This is a genomic window from Pantoea sp. BS_8, assembly GCF_041954965.1.
GTDB lineage: Bacteria > Pseudomonadota > Gammaproteobacteria > Enterobacterales > Enterobacteriaceae > Pantoea > Pantoea stewartii.
This window is the reverse complement of record NZ_JAVAXU010000001.1, coordinates 78,919-94,326: the sequence shown is the minus strand read 5'-3', so window position 1 is coordinate 94,326 and position 15,408 is coordinate 78,919. Positions and strand designations below refer to the sequence as shown.

Here is a 15,408-nt window from a genome sequence, read left to right as displayed (position 1 = left end):
ATGAACTGATGAAATTTAACCCCTGCCGTCCTGCGCATGCTGCCGGACGCGCAACGCAACGCGGGAAGTACACACAGCCATGAGCGTGGAATCTTCACCGCGTGAGGTGACGACCTCTGGTCGCGAAAATTTGTTACTTAAAGCGGCCGCGCCTCTGCTGAATGCGGTGGTGCAAATTCGTCAGGCTGCCACCCACGATGACCCGGCAGGTTTACGTCAGTCTTTGATTGATGAAATCCGCCTGTTTGAACAACGCTGCAAGCAGGCAGGCCTGCCGTTTGAGATGATCATCGGTGCACGGTACTGTGTGTGCAGTGCCCTGGATGAAGCCGCCGCGCAAACGCCATGGGGCACGCGCGGCGTCTGGTCCGGCAACGGCATGCTGGTGACCTTCCACAATGAAAGCTGGGGCGGCGAAAAGTTCTTCCAGCTGCTTTCACGCATTTCACAAAGCCCTCAGCAGCACCTTTGGCTGCTGGAAATTATTCATTACTGCCTGCTGCTGGGTTATGAAGGGCGTTACCGGGGCAGTGAAAAAGGCCGGGCGCAGTGCGACAGCCTGCGGGCAAGGTTAAAAGCGCTGATCGACGAAACCCGTGCGCAGCAAACCACGGAGTCCACGCCGCTGGTGCAGGTACATCCGCTGGTTAATACGCTGGCCCGTCCGATGGTGCCACTCTGGGCCTGTGCCATGCTGGTCGCCCTGATCGGCTGCCTGATTTACAGCGGACTCAACTGGCGGCTCGGCAACGCGGCTGAGCCCCTGCTGCGCAGTCTGTATAATATGCCGTTGCCACAAATCATGATGAATCGTCGCCCTTCTTCGCCACAGGCGCTGCTCGACTTACGTCAGCGGTTAAATGACGTGATCGCCGCCGGCCAGCTCGAAGTCAGCGACGGTGCGTTTGGCAGCAAAGTGATTATCCCGGCAGACAAGCTGTTTGCCGAACAGGGCACGGTGATTAATCCGGTGGGCCGGGCGCTTCTGGCGCGCGTCTCCGCAGCGATGAAAGACGTCAAAGGCACCATTCTGGTGTCGGTGTTTACCGACGATCAGCCTGTTGACGGCAGTCGGTTTGCCTCAAACTATGAATTCTCTTTCGCCCGTGCCCGGGCGATTAGCCAGTTACTGCAGGTGCAACTGGCCGATTCACACGTGCTCCGGTCAGAAGGCCGCGGCGACAGCGATCCGCTGCTGCCCAACGACAGCAGCGAGAACCGTACCCGTAATCGCCGTGTTGAAATTACGCTGTTTGCCGCACCTGAAACACTGAGTACTCACCAAGGAACACCCTGATGCGCGCTTCTTTCCGCTTATTCTTAACGCATCGGCTGCTGTGGAGCTTTATTGGCGTCACGGCACTGAGTTGCCTGCTGTGGATGCTGGGACCGCTTATCGCGTGGAATGAAACCCGCCCGCTTGAACCCGCGCTACACCGCAAGATTGTGGTCAGTCTGCTTTATCTTCTCTGGATTGGTTTCCAGCTGATTCCTGCGCTGTACCGTGCCTGGTTCAACAGTCGCCTGCTTGACCGGTTGCAGGTCGCAGAGAGCGACGATCCGGCGGAACGGCAGGCCACTGAGGCGCTGCTCAGCCAGCGCTTTAGTGAGGCGGCCATGCGCCTCAAGCGCACCCATTTTGGCCGACGCCAGGGCAGCCTGTGGGCACGGATTAACGCCAATTACCTCTATCAGCTTCCCTGGTATCTGATGATTGGTGCGCCGGGTGCCGGTAAAACCACCGCTCTGCTCAATGCCGGCCTGAAATTTCCCCTGACCGATACGTTCGGCAACGAGGCCGTTCGCGGCGTCGGCGGTACCCGGCACTGCGACTGGTGGTTCACCGACAGCGCCGTGCTGATCGATACCGCCGGGCGCTATGCGTTACAGGAAAGCCAGCGGGCACGCGATGCCAGCGAGTGGCAGAGTTTTATCAATCTGCTGAAGCGCTATCGGGCGCGGCAGCCGATCAACGGCGTCATCCTGACCATCAGCGTCGCGGATTTACTCAGCGATTCGGCTGAGGCGCGTTACGAACAGGCGAACGCCCTGCGCGAACGGCTGAACGAACTGCATCAGCACACCGGTATTCATTTTCCCGTCTATGTCATGGTGACCAAAACCGACCTGCTGAAAGGCTTTATGAGTTATTTTGGCAGCATGGAGAAGGCCCGCCGCGATGCTATCTGGGGCTTCACGTTTCCCTGGGAAGCCGGTAAGCCACACAAGCAGGACTGGCATCTTCACTTCGAGGGGCAGTTTACCCAGTTAGAACAGCAACTGCAGCAGCAACTGGCCGGGCAAATGACCCATGAGCGCGACCTCAATGAGCGGGCAGAATGTTTTCTGTTTCCGCAGGAGTTTGCTTCGCTGCGTCCCCTGCTCAGCGAATACCTGGACAGCATTTTTTCCCCGCGTTCTGAGACCGTGGCCTGGAATCCTCGTGGGCTGTTCTTTACCAGCGGTACACAGGAAGGTTTGCCTTTTGACCGCGTGATGGGCGAGCTGAGCCGCAAACTGCAACTGCGTCAGGCGGGGGCACACTCGATTGCCGCCTGGGATCGGGTCAACCGCAACAGCCCTATTCCCGGCAATAAAGGCCAGAGCTTTTTTATTCGTGATTTGCTGAGCAATCTGGTGTTTAAAGAAAGTGGCCTGGCGGGCAGCAATCGTCGCTGGGAATACCGTAATCAGCTCCTGCACTGGATTGGCTATGGCATGCTGGCCGGGGCGCTGGTGATCATGAGCGGACTGTGGTTGATCAGCTACTATCAGAACCAGCATTATCTGCAGCAGGTTACCGCGCGCGTACCGGCAATTTCTGCACAAAGTCAGCAAGTGATACATCAGCCCGCTGATAATATTTTTGATCTGCTACCCTTTCTGAATAACCTGGTGAAGTTACCGGTGTCCGACCAGTTTTCTCTCGATAATCCGCCGCTTACTATGCGGGCAGGCTTATATCGTGGCAATCAGGTCAGCGATGCCGCCTGGGCGCTTTATCAAAATGCGCTTAAGTCTTTACTGCTGCCCCGGGTCGCTCAGCAGATCACCAATCTGCTGCGTAACGATCCCGGTGATGACAATGAATACAGTCGTAATGCGCTCCGCGCTTATCAGATGCTGTATCAGCCCAGAAACTACGATGGGGAATTTCTACGGGCCTGGCTACTGCAAAATCTGCAGCGTTCGTTACCTGAAAAGGTCAGCGCGCGGGATTTGCAGCAGCTTGACTGGCACTTAAGCCAGCTACTCGATCAGCAAATTCAGTCTTCACCTTATGCGCGTGACAATGCGCTAATGATGCGCAAGCTGGCTGATAATTTGAACAATGCGGGGCGCGGCGGTGCGGTACTGGCGATTGCCCCCGCGAAGGCACAGCGCCCGACAACGCATAATCCATAATGGCGAGGTGAACATGTCTGTATCTCTGGCCCCTGGCTGGTTTGGCAAACTGCCCTCAACAGGGGACTTTATACATCATCGGCTCACTGAACAGGTCATCACGCCGTGGAATCACTGGTTTCAGCAGGGCCTCATTCACTGGCATCAGCAGGACGCGGCCGTGAGCGCCGATTTTCTGCGCGCGCCGGTGTGGAATTTTGTGTTACCGATCACGCCAACGCGTCAGCAGGTACAGATGGGCTGCCTGTTACCGTCATGCGATCGTGTGGGGCGCGCCTGGCCGCTGCTGGCCTTGCTGAGCTTTCCGCTCAGTCAGTGGCATCCGGCACAGTTAACGATCTCGGGAGACTGGTATCAGGAGTTGGGGGCCACGCTGCTGAATGCTGTGACTCACGGCCTGAGCCCGGACCAGCTCGATCAGCACATCCAGGCCCTGGCTCCGCTGATGGTCCCGGTCCAGCAGCCGTCAGATATTATGGATGTAATCGGTTTCGCGGATTTGCCCTGCACACTGAGCTGGCAGGACGTCGCCGAACATTTCGACCCGCAGCAACACATAAGTTACTGGTGGAGCAACCGCAGTGACGGTTTCGTACATGCGACACACAAGCATAGCGGTACCCTCACGGCAGAACTGTTCTCATTACTGTTTAATCCGGCAGCAGGTGCACAGCCGGGACGCAACGGCCTCTATCCACCGATGTTCGAGTGAGACGTTGCCTTTGTCCTTCATAACGGGATAGCTCATGCAATTTACCATCGTTCAATGCACGTCTGATGTGCCGGTGAAAACCGTCACGTTTCATCCGCCGGGCGGCACGATCGGCCGCAGTCAGGATAACGATTTGGTGTTACCGGATGAAGCCCGTTCTATTTCTCGTCTGCAGGCGCTGGTGCACCTGTCCTGTAACGGAGAGTGCCGCCTGACTAATCAGGGCAGCGTGACACCGGTCGAACACAACGGTGTGCCGCTCAGCCGGGGAATGCAGGTGAGCCTGAAACACGGGGATGCTCTGCGCATCGGCGACTATGCCATCGACGTACGTGACCCCGCGGTACAGGGCATCAACAGCGATCCGTTGGCGTTTTTTAGCCATACGGGCCCGCAGACGAATCCGCTGGATATCCCCGAATTTACTGAAGTCGAAGAGGCCGCTCAGGAACCTGTCGCCAGACGCCACGACCACCGGGGCGATGCCAGGCTGGCCATCGATCCCCAGGCCGGTGAGTCCCGATATGCGCCCTCGCCCGCCGCACACGATCACGACAACCTGGTCGCGGCGCTGCTTGACGGTATGGGACTAAGCAACGGCCACAATACGGTGATTAACGAAGAACAGATGCGGACCACTGGCCGCATGTTAAGTCTGTTTTCGCAGGGCACGGTGGCATTGCTGTCGTCGCGCTCTATCCTTAAACGGGGCGTCAAAGCGGAAATGACGATGATCCTGAACGAAGCAAATAACCCGTTCAAGATTCTGCCCTCGGGCAAAACCGTATTGATGCAGATGTACCAGAGCCAGATGCCGGGCTTTATGCAGCCTGAACAGGCGGTACGGGATGCGCTGGTGGATCTGCAGGCACATCAGTTGGGCATGATCGCCGGGATCCGCGCCATCATCGCCGCCATGTTGCAGTCGTTTAATCCGCAGGGGCTGGAGGAGCAGGCGAAGTCAGACGGTGCCGTGTCAAAAGTCCCGTTTACGCCTTATCAAAAAGCCGCACTGTGGGACTATTTCACTCGCCGCTATCAGCGCACTGCGGGTGAAATCGAAGACGATTTCCATACGCTGTTTGGTGAAGCTTTCCTTCATGCTTACGACATGGAGGTGAATCAGTACAAAGATTCCCAGACGCGTACGGATGATGCATGAATATCGCGTTTGCCCAGCGAAGTCAGCAAGGTCAGCGTGATGAACATGCAGATCGCACCGGTGTGGTACTGAATGCCCATCAGGCCAGCTTCGTGGTATGCGACGGCGTAGCGGGACTGCCCGGTGGGGAACAGGCGGCACAACTGGTATGCGACAGCCTGCTGACTCAGTTGCACACCTGTCCGCACCTTACCCTCGCCTTCACACAGCAGGCGATAGAAACGTGCCGCTCTGTGCTTGAAATCGCACAGGGTAATAATCCGAATTTTGCCACGATGTGCACCACGCTGGCGGGCCTGTTTATCGACCGCACCCGACAGCGCGCATGGTGGGCGCACGCGGGCGACAGCCGGGTTTACCACTTTCGGCATGGCGTGCTCAATGCGGTCACCCGCGACCACAGTCTTGTGCAAAAACTGAGCGAGGCAGGCTATGAAAATACCGGAATTAACAGTAATTTACTTTATAATGCGCTCGGCACAGAACCTGCCCATCCTGTGAGCTTTTCTGACGAAATACTGCTGGAAGACGGCGATGCGTTTTTAGTCTGTAGCGACGGGTTTTGGCTCAATCTGACCACCCGGGAAATGGAGCAGACCTTGCGCATGGTGAATGCCTGTGAGGAGTGGCTGACGTTGATGGAACATGCCGTGAGCCGTGAAGTAAAGAAAGATAATCTGAGTGCGCTGGCCGTGTGGATCGGCGAACCGCAGGAGGCCACGCTGCTTTATTCGCTGGCTGACTCAACCCGTTTTCTGCCCTCTCGTGATGGATGAAAGAAACGCTATGAAAGTGTGGTTGCCCGCTCTGGCTACCTTGTTGATGGCCTTTACTGCGCAGGCGGAAAATTATCGCGTGGTGTACTCACCCAGCCTCGAACTGGAAGTGTATATCGACAACGTTGAAGGCAAAACGCCCGACGACTGGTGCCAGGAGACACTGCCACTGCGTATTGTCTCGGGTAAGAGCCAGAATGCAGAGATCCTTAAATCGTTCCTGCCGCGCGTCGGGACACTGTTAGCGAATCAGTGCAATGAACTGGACGTTCTGCCCTGGCAAATGACCAACAGCCAGGGCAGCGTGCTGGCTTCCGGCAGCGCCAGTAAATTGCAGAACTGGCGTCTGATTGTGAACGCTGATGCCGCCACAAGCAGTAACGTTCCGGTTGTCGCGTCGCGGCCAGCAGACAGCACCCCGTTACAGCATTTTGCGTTACCTGATGGCTGCCGCTTTCGCACCGCATGGGACGAAAACGGATTGTCGATCTTTGTCCCGCAAGGCGGTCGGTTGCGCTGCTCGTCGGAAGGCTGGCTCGAAGGCAACAGTGATATTACCGTCAGTGGACACGGCCAACCGCAGACGCTTGCCGTCACGTTTTACCAGGGTTACCCGATCGCCAGTCTGGCCATTGCCGGTAACGCCCTGCAAATCGTTAGCGTCAATAAACAGCGCATGATTGTGACCCGTGCTGATGCGCCTGACAGCTGGCTGGTGCTGCCTTTCGACGATACGCAACATCTGTGGCGCTTTGAGGGCACCCTTCTGGTCAGAGCGGATAAAGCCACTGCGCAGCAGAATGCCAGCGCCCTGTCTGCACGGCTCGACATGGTGCGAAGCCGGTGGGCAGGCAGTTTACCGTCACAACAGAAAGTGAATGTGTTACTTGTGGACACCTTGCGCGCGGATCAGGTTGATCCCGGCGCAGGTGCCTGGCGTAACATCCATTAATTATCGCGTTGCCTGGCAAGCAGGCCCAGTTCAGAGAGTCCACTATGTCGGCTAATGACAATCAGAAAGCAGTACCGAATGCCTTGCCTGACGGATATCGCTTTAACGAGTTCGAAATCAAAGAAGTGATTGGCGGCGGCGGTTTCGGCATTGTCTATCGCGCATGGGACCATCAACTTGAACGCACCATTGCCATTAAAGAATACATGCCTGTTTCGCTGGCGGTCAGGACGGCGGATATGTCGCTGGAGTTGCGCGGTGAACGTTTTCAGAAGCTGTTTAATGCCGGTCTGAACAGCTTTATTCAGGAAGCCCGACTGCTGGCACGCTTCAATCATCCGGGCCTGTTGCATGTCCTGCGCTTCTGGGAACAAAACGGCACCGCCTATATGGGCACACTTTACTACAACGGCATGACGTTGAAAGAGTGGCAGTTAACCAGCCATGAGTCTATCACCGAAGACTGGATTCGCCGCTTACTGCCGCCCTTGCTGGGGGCTATCAATACCATTCATCAGGCTGGCTATCTGCACCGTGATATTTCGCTGGATAATATTCAGATTCAGGAAAATCAACTGCCGGTGCTGCTCGACTTTGGCTCCGCCCGCAAAGAGATAGGCAATCTCTCTGATGAAACCGAAATCATGCTGAAGCCGGGGTTTGCCCCCATTGAGCAGTACAGCGAAGAAGGCGAAGGTGAACAAGGCCCGTGGACAGATATCTATGCGCTGGGCGCGGTACTGCACACGCTGATTACCGGCTCCCCGCCGCCGGTCAGCGTGGTGCGCTGCATTGAAGACAACTATCAACCGCTGGTGGTGCGTAAGCCTTCAGGCTATTCGCTGCCGCTGCTGCATGCTATTGACTGTGCGCTATTGATGAAACCGCACGATCGTCCGCAGAGCATCGACGTGTTTGCTGCCCTCATTGCCTTACCGGTCAGCGATGTGGAGGCGGTCGTTAACAGTCTGCAACAGCGCAATGACGCGCAAAACCAACAGGACGCAGCCGCGGCCGACACGGTCCCACCGGTGGTCCTGGCGATGAATCACGGGGCGACGATGGCGGAACCGCTGACCGGACGCACAGTGCGTCGTCTGTCACCGGGGCTTCTGGCGCTGGCCGCCGTTGCCGTTATTGCCGTCGGCGCGGTGGTGTGGGTTGAAAACTCGCAAACCGCTTCGGTGCCGCAGGTGGCGAAACGCAGTGCTGCACCAGCGACCGGCACAGTGCCCGCGGGCCTGGCGATGGTTTACCTGAAACTGGCCGGTGATGAACAGGTGGTCCTGAACGGTCAGCCCGTGGCCTTGCACGCCAGCAGCAACGGTTTTGCCGTGCTGAACCTGGCGGCAGGCCAGTACCGCATTGATGTGCATGCCGGGAATACGACGCGCAGTCAGTCCGTGGTGATTGACAGACCGGGCACCTGGCTGATTAACCCAACCCAGTGACCGGATGCTGCTGGCCTGGCGGGCGCGGATTACGCCTGTCTTGGCCAGTGCTGCTGCAGTTCACGCACCTGGTGCGCCAGGCGGATCAGATCGTCCTCCTGCATCCCGCGCTTAGTCAGTTCTTCTTCCAGCGAAAACAGGTACTGGGCGTTCGAGCCTAACGGTCCACTGGCTGCTGCGATCAGGGGCGCAACCGCCTGAGGACAGGTATCCGGTTCATAAAGCGGATGACGCGGATCCATAATAAAAACCAGCGCCGTCACGCGGCGTTGATCGTCCAGCACCAGCTCACACCAGGTCGGCAAATAGCAGCCGGTGATCATTTCACGCTTCCACAGTAATGCCAGTTCGTCGTGCAGCCGTGATTCCGGCAGGCGAAATGCCAGTCCCTGCGTGATGCCGCCTTCTTTCAGCGCCAGCATGCGCCCCGGATGGGAAGCCGTGCCGCGCCCGGCTGTGAGGCGTAAGCAAAAGGCACGGTGCCAGCCGTGCAGCGAGGCCGATGCCACTTCATCGGCTTCAAATACCGGGTTCCACATCAGAGAACCGTAGCCGAAGATCCATACCGGGCTGTGATCGGGCCGACATGCCAGGGTTGCCGCCAGCGACGCCGCGCGCTGTTCACAACTCCACAGTAATGTCTCCTCAATATCACCAAATGATGTTTTACAATCCGCTTTTAATAAAAATTCCCGGGTAAGCAATGCGACCTCCTCGACTTTCACCACGTCCTGTGTAAGACACTCCTCGGTTCTGTTGCGTGAACATTCACAAATTTACGCTGTATTCATTAAACTGACATTAATTATTAACAAAATCAGTTTCAAGTAAGAGTGGGAATATCCGCTAAAAAATAGCCTTTATTTAACTATTAAAAGCGGCAGCTATAACACCGCAAAAAGGTGTTTTACAGCGCGTAAAACGGTAAGGGCTGATGAGTTTCTTCACGGCATCCTGGCGTTCAGGATAACCCCTGCTCGCGCAACGTGAAGTAAACATGCGTAACGTGGGCGCGAAAAGAAGCCTGAAACGTGGGCGATCAGAGGGAAGAAATGCGCGTGAGAACGGACATGATGCTGGCGGGACGGGACATATAAACGGGCCTGCTGTTCAGGCCCACAACGCAACACACTATTTTTTGGGATGCCATTTATCGTCATCCCCTTTTTCATAGTCATGTTTCACCGCTGACCAGGCCACTTTGTGGGCCACTTCCTCGCGTGATTCATTGCCTCGCCGGTCATCGGGATCCTTATATTGTGACCAGGCATTGTTAAAGGCCTGTTGATAGATATCCTGGGCATGCGCTGGCAGGACGTGCTTAACGCTTTCTGGCAGGTCGCTTCGCTTAGCATAAGGCATCGTTTATCCTCCTCTAACATGATGGTTTATAAGTCTGGCGCAGATAAGCCAAAATGCAAACTGTGGTTTCTGCGCCTCTCCGCTTGTTATTTCTCTGTTCCGGCATTAACGATCACCTTATTGGGATGTATTTTGCAATAATGCGGAAGATTATCGCGAAAGAGGATTTACTTGATGACTGATTTATCTGACAAAAGCGGGAATAAATTTTTATAAACCCCTTTTCAGGCTGAATGTGTGTGAAAGTAAAAAGCGGTAAATTTTCACCTGCTGTTCGATTGAAAAGTTACACTGCCTGACTTATATATTTCACTGTCAGGGTGGGTAAATGAATTGCCCCTTTTATTCAGCAGCGAGGAGAGTGAATGCCTTTACATGAAAAAACACGTCACAAAGAGTTTTCACTGATACTTCCCCTTATTGCCCTGGGTGTACTCTATTTTTTTGGTGCACAAACCTCACTCCTGCTCGTCGTCGGCATTAATTTACTGGCGCTGGTTGCTATTCTCAGCAGCGCGTTCAGCGTGGTGCGTCATGCGGATGTGCTGGCTCACCGCCTGGGCGAACCCTATGGTTCCCTGATCCTCAGCCTGTCTGTCGTGATTCTGGAAGTCAGCCTGATTTCGGCACTGATGGCCACCGGCGATGCGGCACCTGCGCTGATGCGCGATACGCTCTACTCGATCATTATGATCGTGACCGGCGGGCTGGTGGGCTTTGCCTTACTGCTGGGCGGCAGAAAGTTTGCGACGCAATACGTGAATCTGGCCGGGGTAAAGCAATACCTGATCGCTATTTTTCCGTTAGCCATCCTGGTGCTGGTGTTTCCGAATGCCTTGCCGGGCGGAAATTTCACCGCTGCGCAAAGTTTACTGATTGCCGCTATTTCTGCCGCGATGTATGGCGTTTTCCTGTTGATTCAGACCAAAACGCACCAGAGCCTGTTTGTCTATGAGCACGAAGATGACAGTGATGATGGCGATCCTCACCACGGTAAACCTTCTGCGCACAGTAGCCTCTGGCACGCCATCTGGCTGATCGTGCATCTGATTGCGGTGATTGCCGTCACCAAGATGAATGCTAACCCGCTGGAGCATCTGCTGACCGACCTCAACGCACCGAAGCAGTTCACCGGCTTCCTGGTGGCGTTACTGATCCTCTCACCGGAAGGTCTGGGTGCCATCCGGGCCGTCCTGATGAACCAGGTACAGCGCGCGATGAACCTGTTCTTTGGCTCAGTGCTGGCCACGATTTCGCTGACCGTACCGGCGGTATCTATTATTGCGACGCTGACAGGCCAGGAATTGATATTCGGCCTGGAACCGCCGCAGATGGTCATTATGATTGCCTCTCTGATCCTGTGTCAGATTAGCTTCTCAACCGGCAGAACGAATGTGCTGAATGGTGCCGCGCACCTGGCCTTATTTGTCGGCTATCTGATGACCATCATGCTCTAATCTCACAAACCTGAGACGAAAAAAAAGAGCGAGAATTCGCTCTTTTTTCGTCTGCACTGCGGCTTATTTGCTGGTGTCCAGTGCCGGGAAGCTTTTCACCAGATCGTCAATCGCCTTCATCTGCACCAGGAACGGTTCCAGTTTATCCAGCGGTAACGCCGACGGACCGTCGCATTTGGCGTTGTCCGGCTCCGGATGGGCTTCAATAAACAGGCCCGCAATGCCCACCGCCATACCGGCACGCGCCAGTTCGGCCACCTGAGCACGGCGTCCGCCTGAGGCTGCACCGAACGGATCGCGGGTTTGCAGCGCGTGCGTCACGTCGAAAATCACCGGCGAGTTATTCGTCACCTTTTTCATGACGTTGAAACCCAGCATATCCACTACCAGGTTATCGTAGCCAAAGTTACTGCCGCGGTCGCAAAGAATAACCTTGTCGTTTCCGCCTTCGGCAAACTTGTCCACGATGTTGCCCATCTGACCGGGGCTGACAAACTGGGGCTTCTTGACGTTAATCACCGCGCCCGTTTTCGCCATCGCCTCAACCAGATCGGTCTGACGCGCCAGGAAGGCCGGCAGCTGAATCACGTCAACAACATCCGCCACAGGCTGAGCCTGCGCCGCTTCGTGCACATCGGTGATGATTTTCACGCCAAAGGCCTGCTTCAGCGCCTGGAAAATCTTCATGCCCTCTTCCAGGCCGGGGCCACGGTAAGAGTGGATGGAGGAGCGGTTGGCTTTGTCAAAAGACGCTTTGAAAACGTAAGGAATGCCGAGTTTGTCGGTCACGTTTACATAGTGCTCGCAGATGCGCATCGCGAGGTCGTAGGATTCCAGCACGTTCATGCCGCCGAAGAGAACAAATGGCAGATCGTTTGCGACCCTGATATCACCAATACTGACAACTTTCTGTGTCATGCCCTTTCCTTATCTGGGGTGACGCTTAATGCAGCGTCACGCGTTTTTGTTCGATTGCGTGAATCTGGACTTTAATCATTTCGCTGACCGGATCCTCAGGACACTGTTCAACGAAGTAGGTTAAGTCCGTTAACGCGATATGATCGCACTCAAGCTGTGCATAGATTAATCCCCGATCGCGAATTTCATAGGGATCGTCCGGGTCAATGCGCAACAACACCTGGCTGACGTTCAGGGCCAGCTCCATCTGCTTCTCTTCCATCAGCGCCGCTTTCAGCGTATCCAGCATTTTGCGCATTACGCTGACGGTTTTGGCTTCGTCGAGATCGTCATCATACAGACGCGCCAGCGGGCTGATATTGCCTTTCAGCCATACTTCGAGCGTGTGCGTATCCAGGGTTTCCCCGTTGAAGGGATTAATCAGCCACTTGTCGCCATCCAGCCAGTCGGCGCGCAGAATCAACTGCGTCGGGAAAATCACCGGCATCAGGGGCAGTTCCAGTTCCGCCGCAATATGCAGCAGAATCACGCCCAGTGACACGGCGGTTCCCTGACGGGTTTTCAGCACTTTATCCAGCCAGAGTGCATCAGACAGATTATACACGCCGCTGGCACCGCCAAATTTCCACTGCTTGTAAAACAGCTCCAGCAGCTTTTCGAGCTTTAAATCCGCATCCTGTTGGTCGCTGACGTAATCCCGGGCTTCAGCCACTAACGCCGCTAACTGTTGTTCGACCGACAGGGTCGGAAAATCGGTGCGAATGGCTTTGGTTGCACCCATCACCGCCTCACAGAGCGGTGTTTCACTGTAATCGAGTTGTTCGGTGGAGCTCATACTATCCCCAATAACGGCATTTTACTCAGTGCCAGCTTAATGATCGTCACCAGCGCGATTAAGGCGACCACAAAGGCCATCCAGCGGGTGCGATCAGAACGAGGGCGGCGGCTCAGCGCCACGGACCCAAGGGCAATATAGATAATAACGCCTAACAGCTTCTCCGTCAGCCAGCTTCCCTGAGGTGAAAACGGATAGAAGTGGGTCAGCATTACCAGCGCTGCGCCGCTCAGCAGCAGCAACGTGTCGTTGACATGTGGAAGAATACGGACCCAGCGGCGTTGCAGTATGGCTGCGCCAACGCGCTGCCAGTAGAAGCGCAGCAGAAACAGCGAAACCGTGATCGCCACGGTCAGCAGATGCAGGTTTTTTAGCAGTGGGTAATAAGTAAACATCATTCATCCCTGTGATTTTACGTTGCGGCACTATACCGGTATCGGCGCGGTCTGCCCAAATGTGACCCGGGGATTGCCACCGTAATCCTTCACCGTGTCCACTGCCTGATAGTGGTGCTGGCACATCAGTTGACGCACCGCCTCATCCTGCTGCCAGCCATGTTCCAGGAGCAGCCAGCCACCCGGCTGTAACCAGGCGGGTGACTGTGCGATCAGCCACCGGAGATCGGCCATGCCCGCCTCATCTGCCACCAGTGCGCTGCGCGGTTCAAAACGCACATCGCCCTCCTCCAGATGGTGATCGCTGGCATCAATGTAAGGCGGATTACTCACGATAAGATCAAATCGGGTCGGGGTGAGCTGTGCAAACCAGTGGCTGTGCACAAACGTCGCGTTAGCTATCGCCAGATGCGCAGCGTTATCCTGCGCCAGCGCAACGGCAGCAGGGACACGATCAACGCCGATCACGGTGCAATCGGGCCGTTCGCTGGCAATCGCCAGGGCAATGGCACCGGTGCCCGTGCCGAGATCCAGCACGCGCGCAGGTGCGGCAGGCAATCGGGCCAGCGCCTGTTCAACCAGGATCTCGGTATCCGGCCGCGGGATAAGTGTGGCGTCGCTAACCCTCAGCGGGAGCGACCAAAATTCGCGCTCGCCAACTAAATGGGCAATCGGTTCCCCCCGTGCGCGCCGTGCCAGCAACGCCGTCAACTGTTGTAACTGCGCGTCACTGAGCAGGGTTTCATCAAAAGCCACCAGCCAGCTGCGGGGTTTGCCTGTGACATAACCCAGCAGGATTTCCGCATCACGCTTCGGGCTGTCGCCCCCACACAGCGTGGCAACCGCCTGTTTGAGCCAGTGGCGAATATCCATTAATCCTGACCGGCCAGCGCCGCCAGTTGGTCAGCCTGGTATTCCTGAACGATGGGTTCGATCAGGCTGTCCAGTTTACCTTCCATGGTTTCATCCAGACGATAGAGCGTCAGGTTGATGCGGTGGTCGGTCACACGGCCCTGCGGGAAGTTATAGGTGCGGATACGATCGGAACGGTCACCGCTGCCCAGCAGGTTACGGCGGGTGCTGGCTTCAGCTTCGTGACGTTTTGCCATTTCGGCCGCATGGATACGCGCGCCCAACACCGATAAGGCTTTTGCCTTGTTCTTGTGCTGAGAGCGTTCATCCTGACATTCCACCACAATACCGGTCGGCAAGTGGGTAATACGGATCGCGGAGTCGGTGGTGTTAACGTGCTGCCCACCGGCACCGGAGGAGCGGAAAGTATCGATTTTTAAATCTGACGGGTTGATCTCGGGCAGCTCCGCTTCCGGCAGTTCAGGCATCACCGCCACCGTACAGGCAGAGGTATGAATACGGCCCTGGGATTCCGTCTCGGGTACGCGTTGTACGCGATGGCCGCCGGATTCAAATTTCAGTCGGCCATAGGCACCGTCACCCATAATACGGGCAATCACCTCTTTATAGCCCCCGTGCTCACCGTCGTTAGCGCTGACGATTTCCACCCGCCAGCGACGTGACTCGGCGTAACGGCTGTACATACGGAACAGGTCACCTGCAAAAATGGCCGCTTCGTCGCCGCCGGTACCGGCACGGACTTCGACAAAACAGTCGCGCTCATCGTCCGGATCTTTCGGCAGCAGTAACAGCTGCAACTGTTGCTCCAGCGCGTCGGTTTTCTCACGTGCCGCCTGCAGCTCTTCCTGCGCCATATCGCGCATTTCAGGATCGTCGAGTAACATTTTAGCCGTCTCGATATCATCCTGGTTCTGCTGCCAGTCGCGGAAGCAGCGCGTGACATCGGTCAACTGAGCATATTCACGCGACAAAGCACGAAAGCGTTCCTGATCGGCAATGACGCCTGCATCGCCCAGCATCGCTTCCACTTCTTCGTGGCGCTCCTGCAGCGCTTCCAGTTTCGCAACAATAGAGGTTTTCATTTAACTGTGGGATTCCCGTAACAGAAGA

Annotated in this window: 15 protein-coding genes; 8 read left to right on the top strand and 7 right to left on the bottom strand. The window is 56.0% G+C overall.

All coding sequences use genetic code 11. The features are described 5' to 3' along the window. Positions 1-79 precede the first annotated feature (79 nt). From icmH to RAC65_RS00400, 7 genes are read left to right on the top strand one after another with little or no spacing between them, the layout of a single operon-like run. A complete protein-coding gene (icmH, locus tag RAC65_RS00430; RefSeq protein ID WP_033741082.1) occupies positions 80-1,297 on the top strand; it encodes a type IVB secretion system protein IcmH/DotU in 1,218 nt (405 codons plus the stop codon). Beyond that, a complete protein-coding gene (gene tssM, locus RAC65_RS00425) occupies positions 1,297-3,405 on the top strand; it encodes a type VI secretion system membrane subunit TssM (RefSeq protein WP_033741079.1) in 2,109 nt (702 codons plus the stop codon). Before icmH ends, tssM begins: the two co-directional genes overlap by 1 nt. 13 nt (positions 3,406-3,418) lie before the next feature. Beyond that, entirely contained in the window at positions 3,419-4,117 is a 699-nt protein-coding gene (gene tagF, locus RAC65_RS00420) for a type VI secretion system-associated protein TagF (protein ID WP_058701708.1), read from the top strand. Between the two features lie 34 nt (positions 4,118-4,151). Further along, positions 4,152-5,279 (top strand): type VI secretion system-associated FHA domain protein TagH, encoded by a 1,128-nt coding sequence (tagH, locus tag RAC65_RS00415; protein ID WP_058701707.1) that lies wholly within the window; start codon positions 4,152-4,154, stop codon positions 5,277-5,279. Next, positions 5,276-6,055: a PP2C family serine/threonine-protein phosphatase gene (locus tag RAC65_RS00410; protein WP_058701706.1), complete on the top strand. Its 780-nt coding sequence runs from the start codon at positions 5,276-5,278 to the stop codon at positions 6,053-6,055. Before tagH ends, RAC65_RS00410 begins: the two co-directional genes overlap by 4 nt. A 10-nt stretch (positions 6,056-6,065) precedes the next feature. Then, positions 6,066-7,007, top strand: a complete 942-nt coding sequence (locus RAC65_RS00405) for a hypothetical protein (protein ID WP_185199526.1) — start codon at positions 6,066-6,068, stop codon at positions 7,005-7,007. 44 nt (positions 7,008-7,051) lie between these two features. Continuing rightward, a complete protein-coding gene (locus tag RAC65_RS00400) occupies positions 7,052-8,458 on the top strand; it encodes a serine/threonine-protein kinase (protein ID WP_058701704.1) in 1,407 nt (468 codons plus the stop codon). A gap of 29 nt (positions 8,459-8,487) precedes the next feature. On the opposite strand, the gene RAC65_RS00395 is transcribed toward RAC65_RS00400, so the two are convergent. Both RAC65_RS00395 and chaB read right to left on the bottom strand, forming a co-directional pair. After that, on the bottom strand, positions 8,488-9,162 hold the full coding sequence (locus tag RAC65_RS00395) for a gamma-glutamylcyclotransferase (protein ID WP_162835475.1): 675 nt from the start codon (positions 9,160-9,162) through the stop codon (positions 8,488-8,490). A gap of 427 nt (positions 9,163-9,589) precedes the next feature. Beyond that, on the bottom strand, positions 9,590-9,820 hold the full coding sequence (chaB, locus tag RAC65_RS00390) for a putative cation transport regulator ChaB (RefSeq protein WP_006118909.1): 231 nt from the start codon (positions 9,818-9,820) through the stop codon (positions 9,590-9,592). A 365-nt stretch (positions 9,821-10,185) separates the two neighbouring features. Between chaB and chaA the strand changes: the two genes are divergently transcribed. Then, positions 10,186-11,277 (top strand): sodium-potassium/proton antiporter ChaA, encoded by a 1,092-nt coding sequence (gene chaA, locus RAC65_RS00385; protein ID WP_058701703.1) that lies wholly within the window; start codon positions 10,186-10,188, stop codon positions 11,275-11,277. Positions 11,278-11,340: 63 nt separating this feature from the next. On the opposite strand, the gene kdsA is transcribed toward chaA, so the two are convergent. The 5 genes from kdsA to prfA are packed head-to-tail and all read right to left on the bottom strand — an operon-like array spanning position 11,341 to position 15,380. After that, the gene (kdsA, locus tag RAC65_RS00380) at positions 11,341-12,195 is read right to left on the bottom strand and encodes a 3-deoxy-8-phosphooctulonate synthase (protein ID WP_006118907.1); all 855 of its coding nucleotides are present in this window, start codon (positions 12,193-12,195) and stop codon (positions 11,341-11,343) included. A gap of 25 nt (positions 12,196-12,220) precedes the next feature. Then, positions 12,221-13,030, bottom strand: a complete 810-nt coding sequence (gene sirB1 / locus RAC65_RS00375) for an invasion regulator SirB1 (protein WP_033741062.1) — start codon at positions 13,028-13,030, stop codon at positions 12,221-12,223. Beyond that, on the bottom strand, positions 13,027-13,425 hold the full coding sequence (locus RAC65_RS00370; protein WP_039340706.1) for a SirB2 family protein: 399 nt from the start codon (positions 13,423-13,425) through the stop codon (positions 13,027-13,029). Before RAC65_RS00370 ends, sirB1 begins: the two co-directional genes overlap by 4 nt. A gap of 30 nt (positions 13,426-13,455) precedes the next feature. Beyond that, positions 13,456-14,298, bottom strand: a complete 843-nt coding sequence (gene prmC, locus RAC65_RS00365; protein ID WP_006118904.1) for a peptide chain release factor N(5)-glutamine methyltransferase — start codon at positions 14,296-14,298, stop codon at positions 13,456-13,458. Continuing rightward, on the bottom strand, positions 14,298-15,380 hold the full coding sequence (gene prfA / locus RAC65_RS00360; protein ID WP_006118903.1) for a peptide chain release factor 1: 1,083 nt from the start codon (positions 15,378-15,380) through the stop codon (positions 14,298-14,300). The genes prmC and prfA overlap by 1 nt, the downstream gene beginning before the upstream one ends. Between the last annotated feature and the right edge of the window lie 28 nt (positions 15,381-15,408).

Excerpts from the sequence above, each read along its gene's own strand:
- tssM (WP_033741079.1), top strand. The coding sequence starts at position 1,297 with ATGCGCGCTTCTTTCCGCTTATTCTTAACGCATCGGCTGCTGTGGAGC.
- tagF (WP_058701708.1), top strand. The coding sequence starts at position 3,419 with ATGTCTGTATCTCTGGCCCCTGGCTGGTTTGGCAAACTGCCCTCAACA.
- RAC65_RS00405 (WP_185199526.1), top strand. The coding sequence starts at position 6,066 with ATGAAAGTGTGGTTGCCCGCTCTGGCTACCTTGTTGATGGCCTTTACT.
- RAC65_RS00400 (WP_058701704.1), top strand. The coding sequence starts at position 7,052 with ATGTCGGCTAATGACAATCAGAAAGCAGTACCGAATGCCTTGCCTGAC.
- tagH (WP_058701707.1), top strand. The coding sequence starts at position 4,152 with ATGCAATTTACCATCGTTCAATGCACGTCTGATGTGCCGGTGAAAACC.
- sirB1 (WP_033741062.1), bottom strand. The coding sequence starts at position 13,030 with ATGAGCTCCACCGAACAACTCGATTACAGTGAAACACCGCTCTGTGAG.
- prfA (WP_006118903.1), bottom strand. The coding sequence starts at position 15,380 with ATGAAAACCTCTATTGTTGCGAAACTGGAAGCGCTGCAGGAGCGCCAC.
- RAC65_RS00370 (WP_039340706.1), bottom strand. The coding sequence starts at position 13,425 with ATGTTTACTTATTACCCACTGCTAAAAAACCTGCATCTGCTGACCGTG.
- icmH (WP_033741082.1), top strand. The coding sequence starts at position 80 with ATGAGCGTGGAATCTTCACCGCGTGAGGTGACGACCTCTGGTCGCGAA.
- prmC (WP_006118904.1), bottom strand. The coding sequence starts at position 14,298 with ATGGATATTCGCCACTGGCTCAAACAGGCGGTTGCCACGCTGTGTGGG.
- chaA (WP_058701703.1), top strand. The coding sequence starts at position 10,186 with ATGCCTTTACATGAAAAAACACGTCACAAAGAGTTTTCACTGATACTT.
- RAC65_RS00410 (WP_058701706.1), top strand. The coding sequence starts at position 5,276 with ATGAATATCGCGTTTGCCCAGCGAAGTCAGCAAGGTCAGCGTGATGAA.
- kdsA (WP_006118907.1), bottom strand. The coding sequence starts at position 12,195 with ATGACACAGAAAGTTGTCAGTATTGGTGATATCAGGGTCGCAAACGAT.
- chaB (WP_006118909.1), bottom strand. The coding sequence starts at position 9,820 with ATGCCTTATGCTAAGCGAAGCGACCTGCCAGAAAGCGTTAAGCACGTC.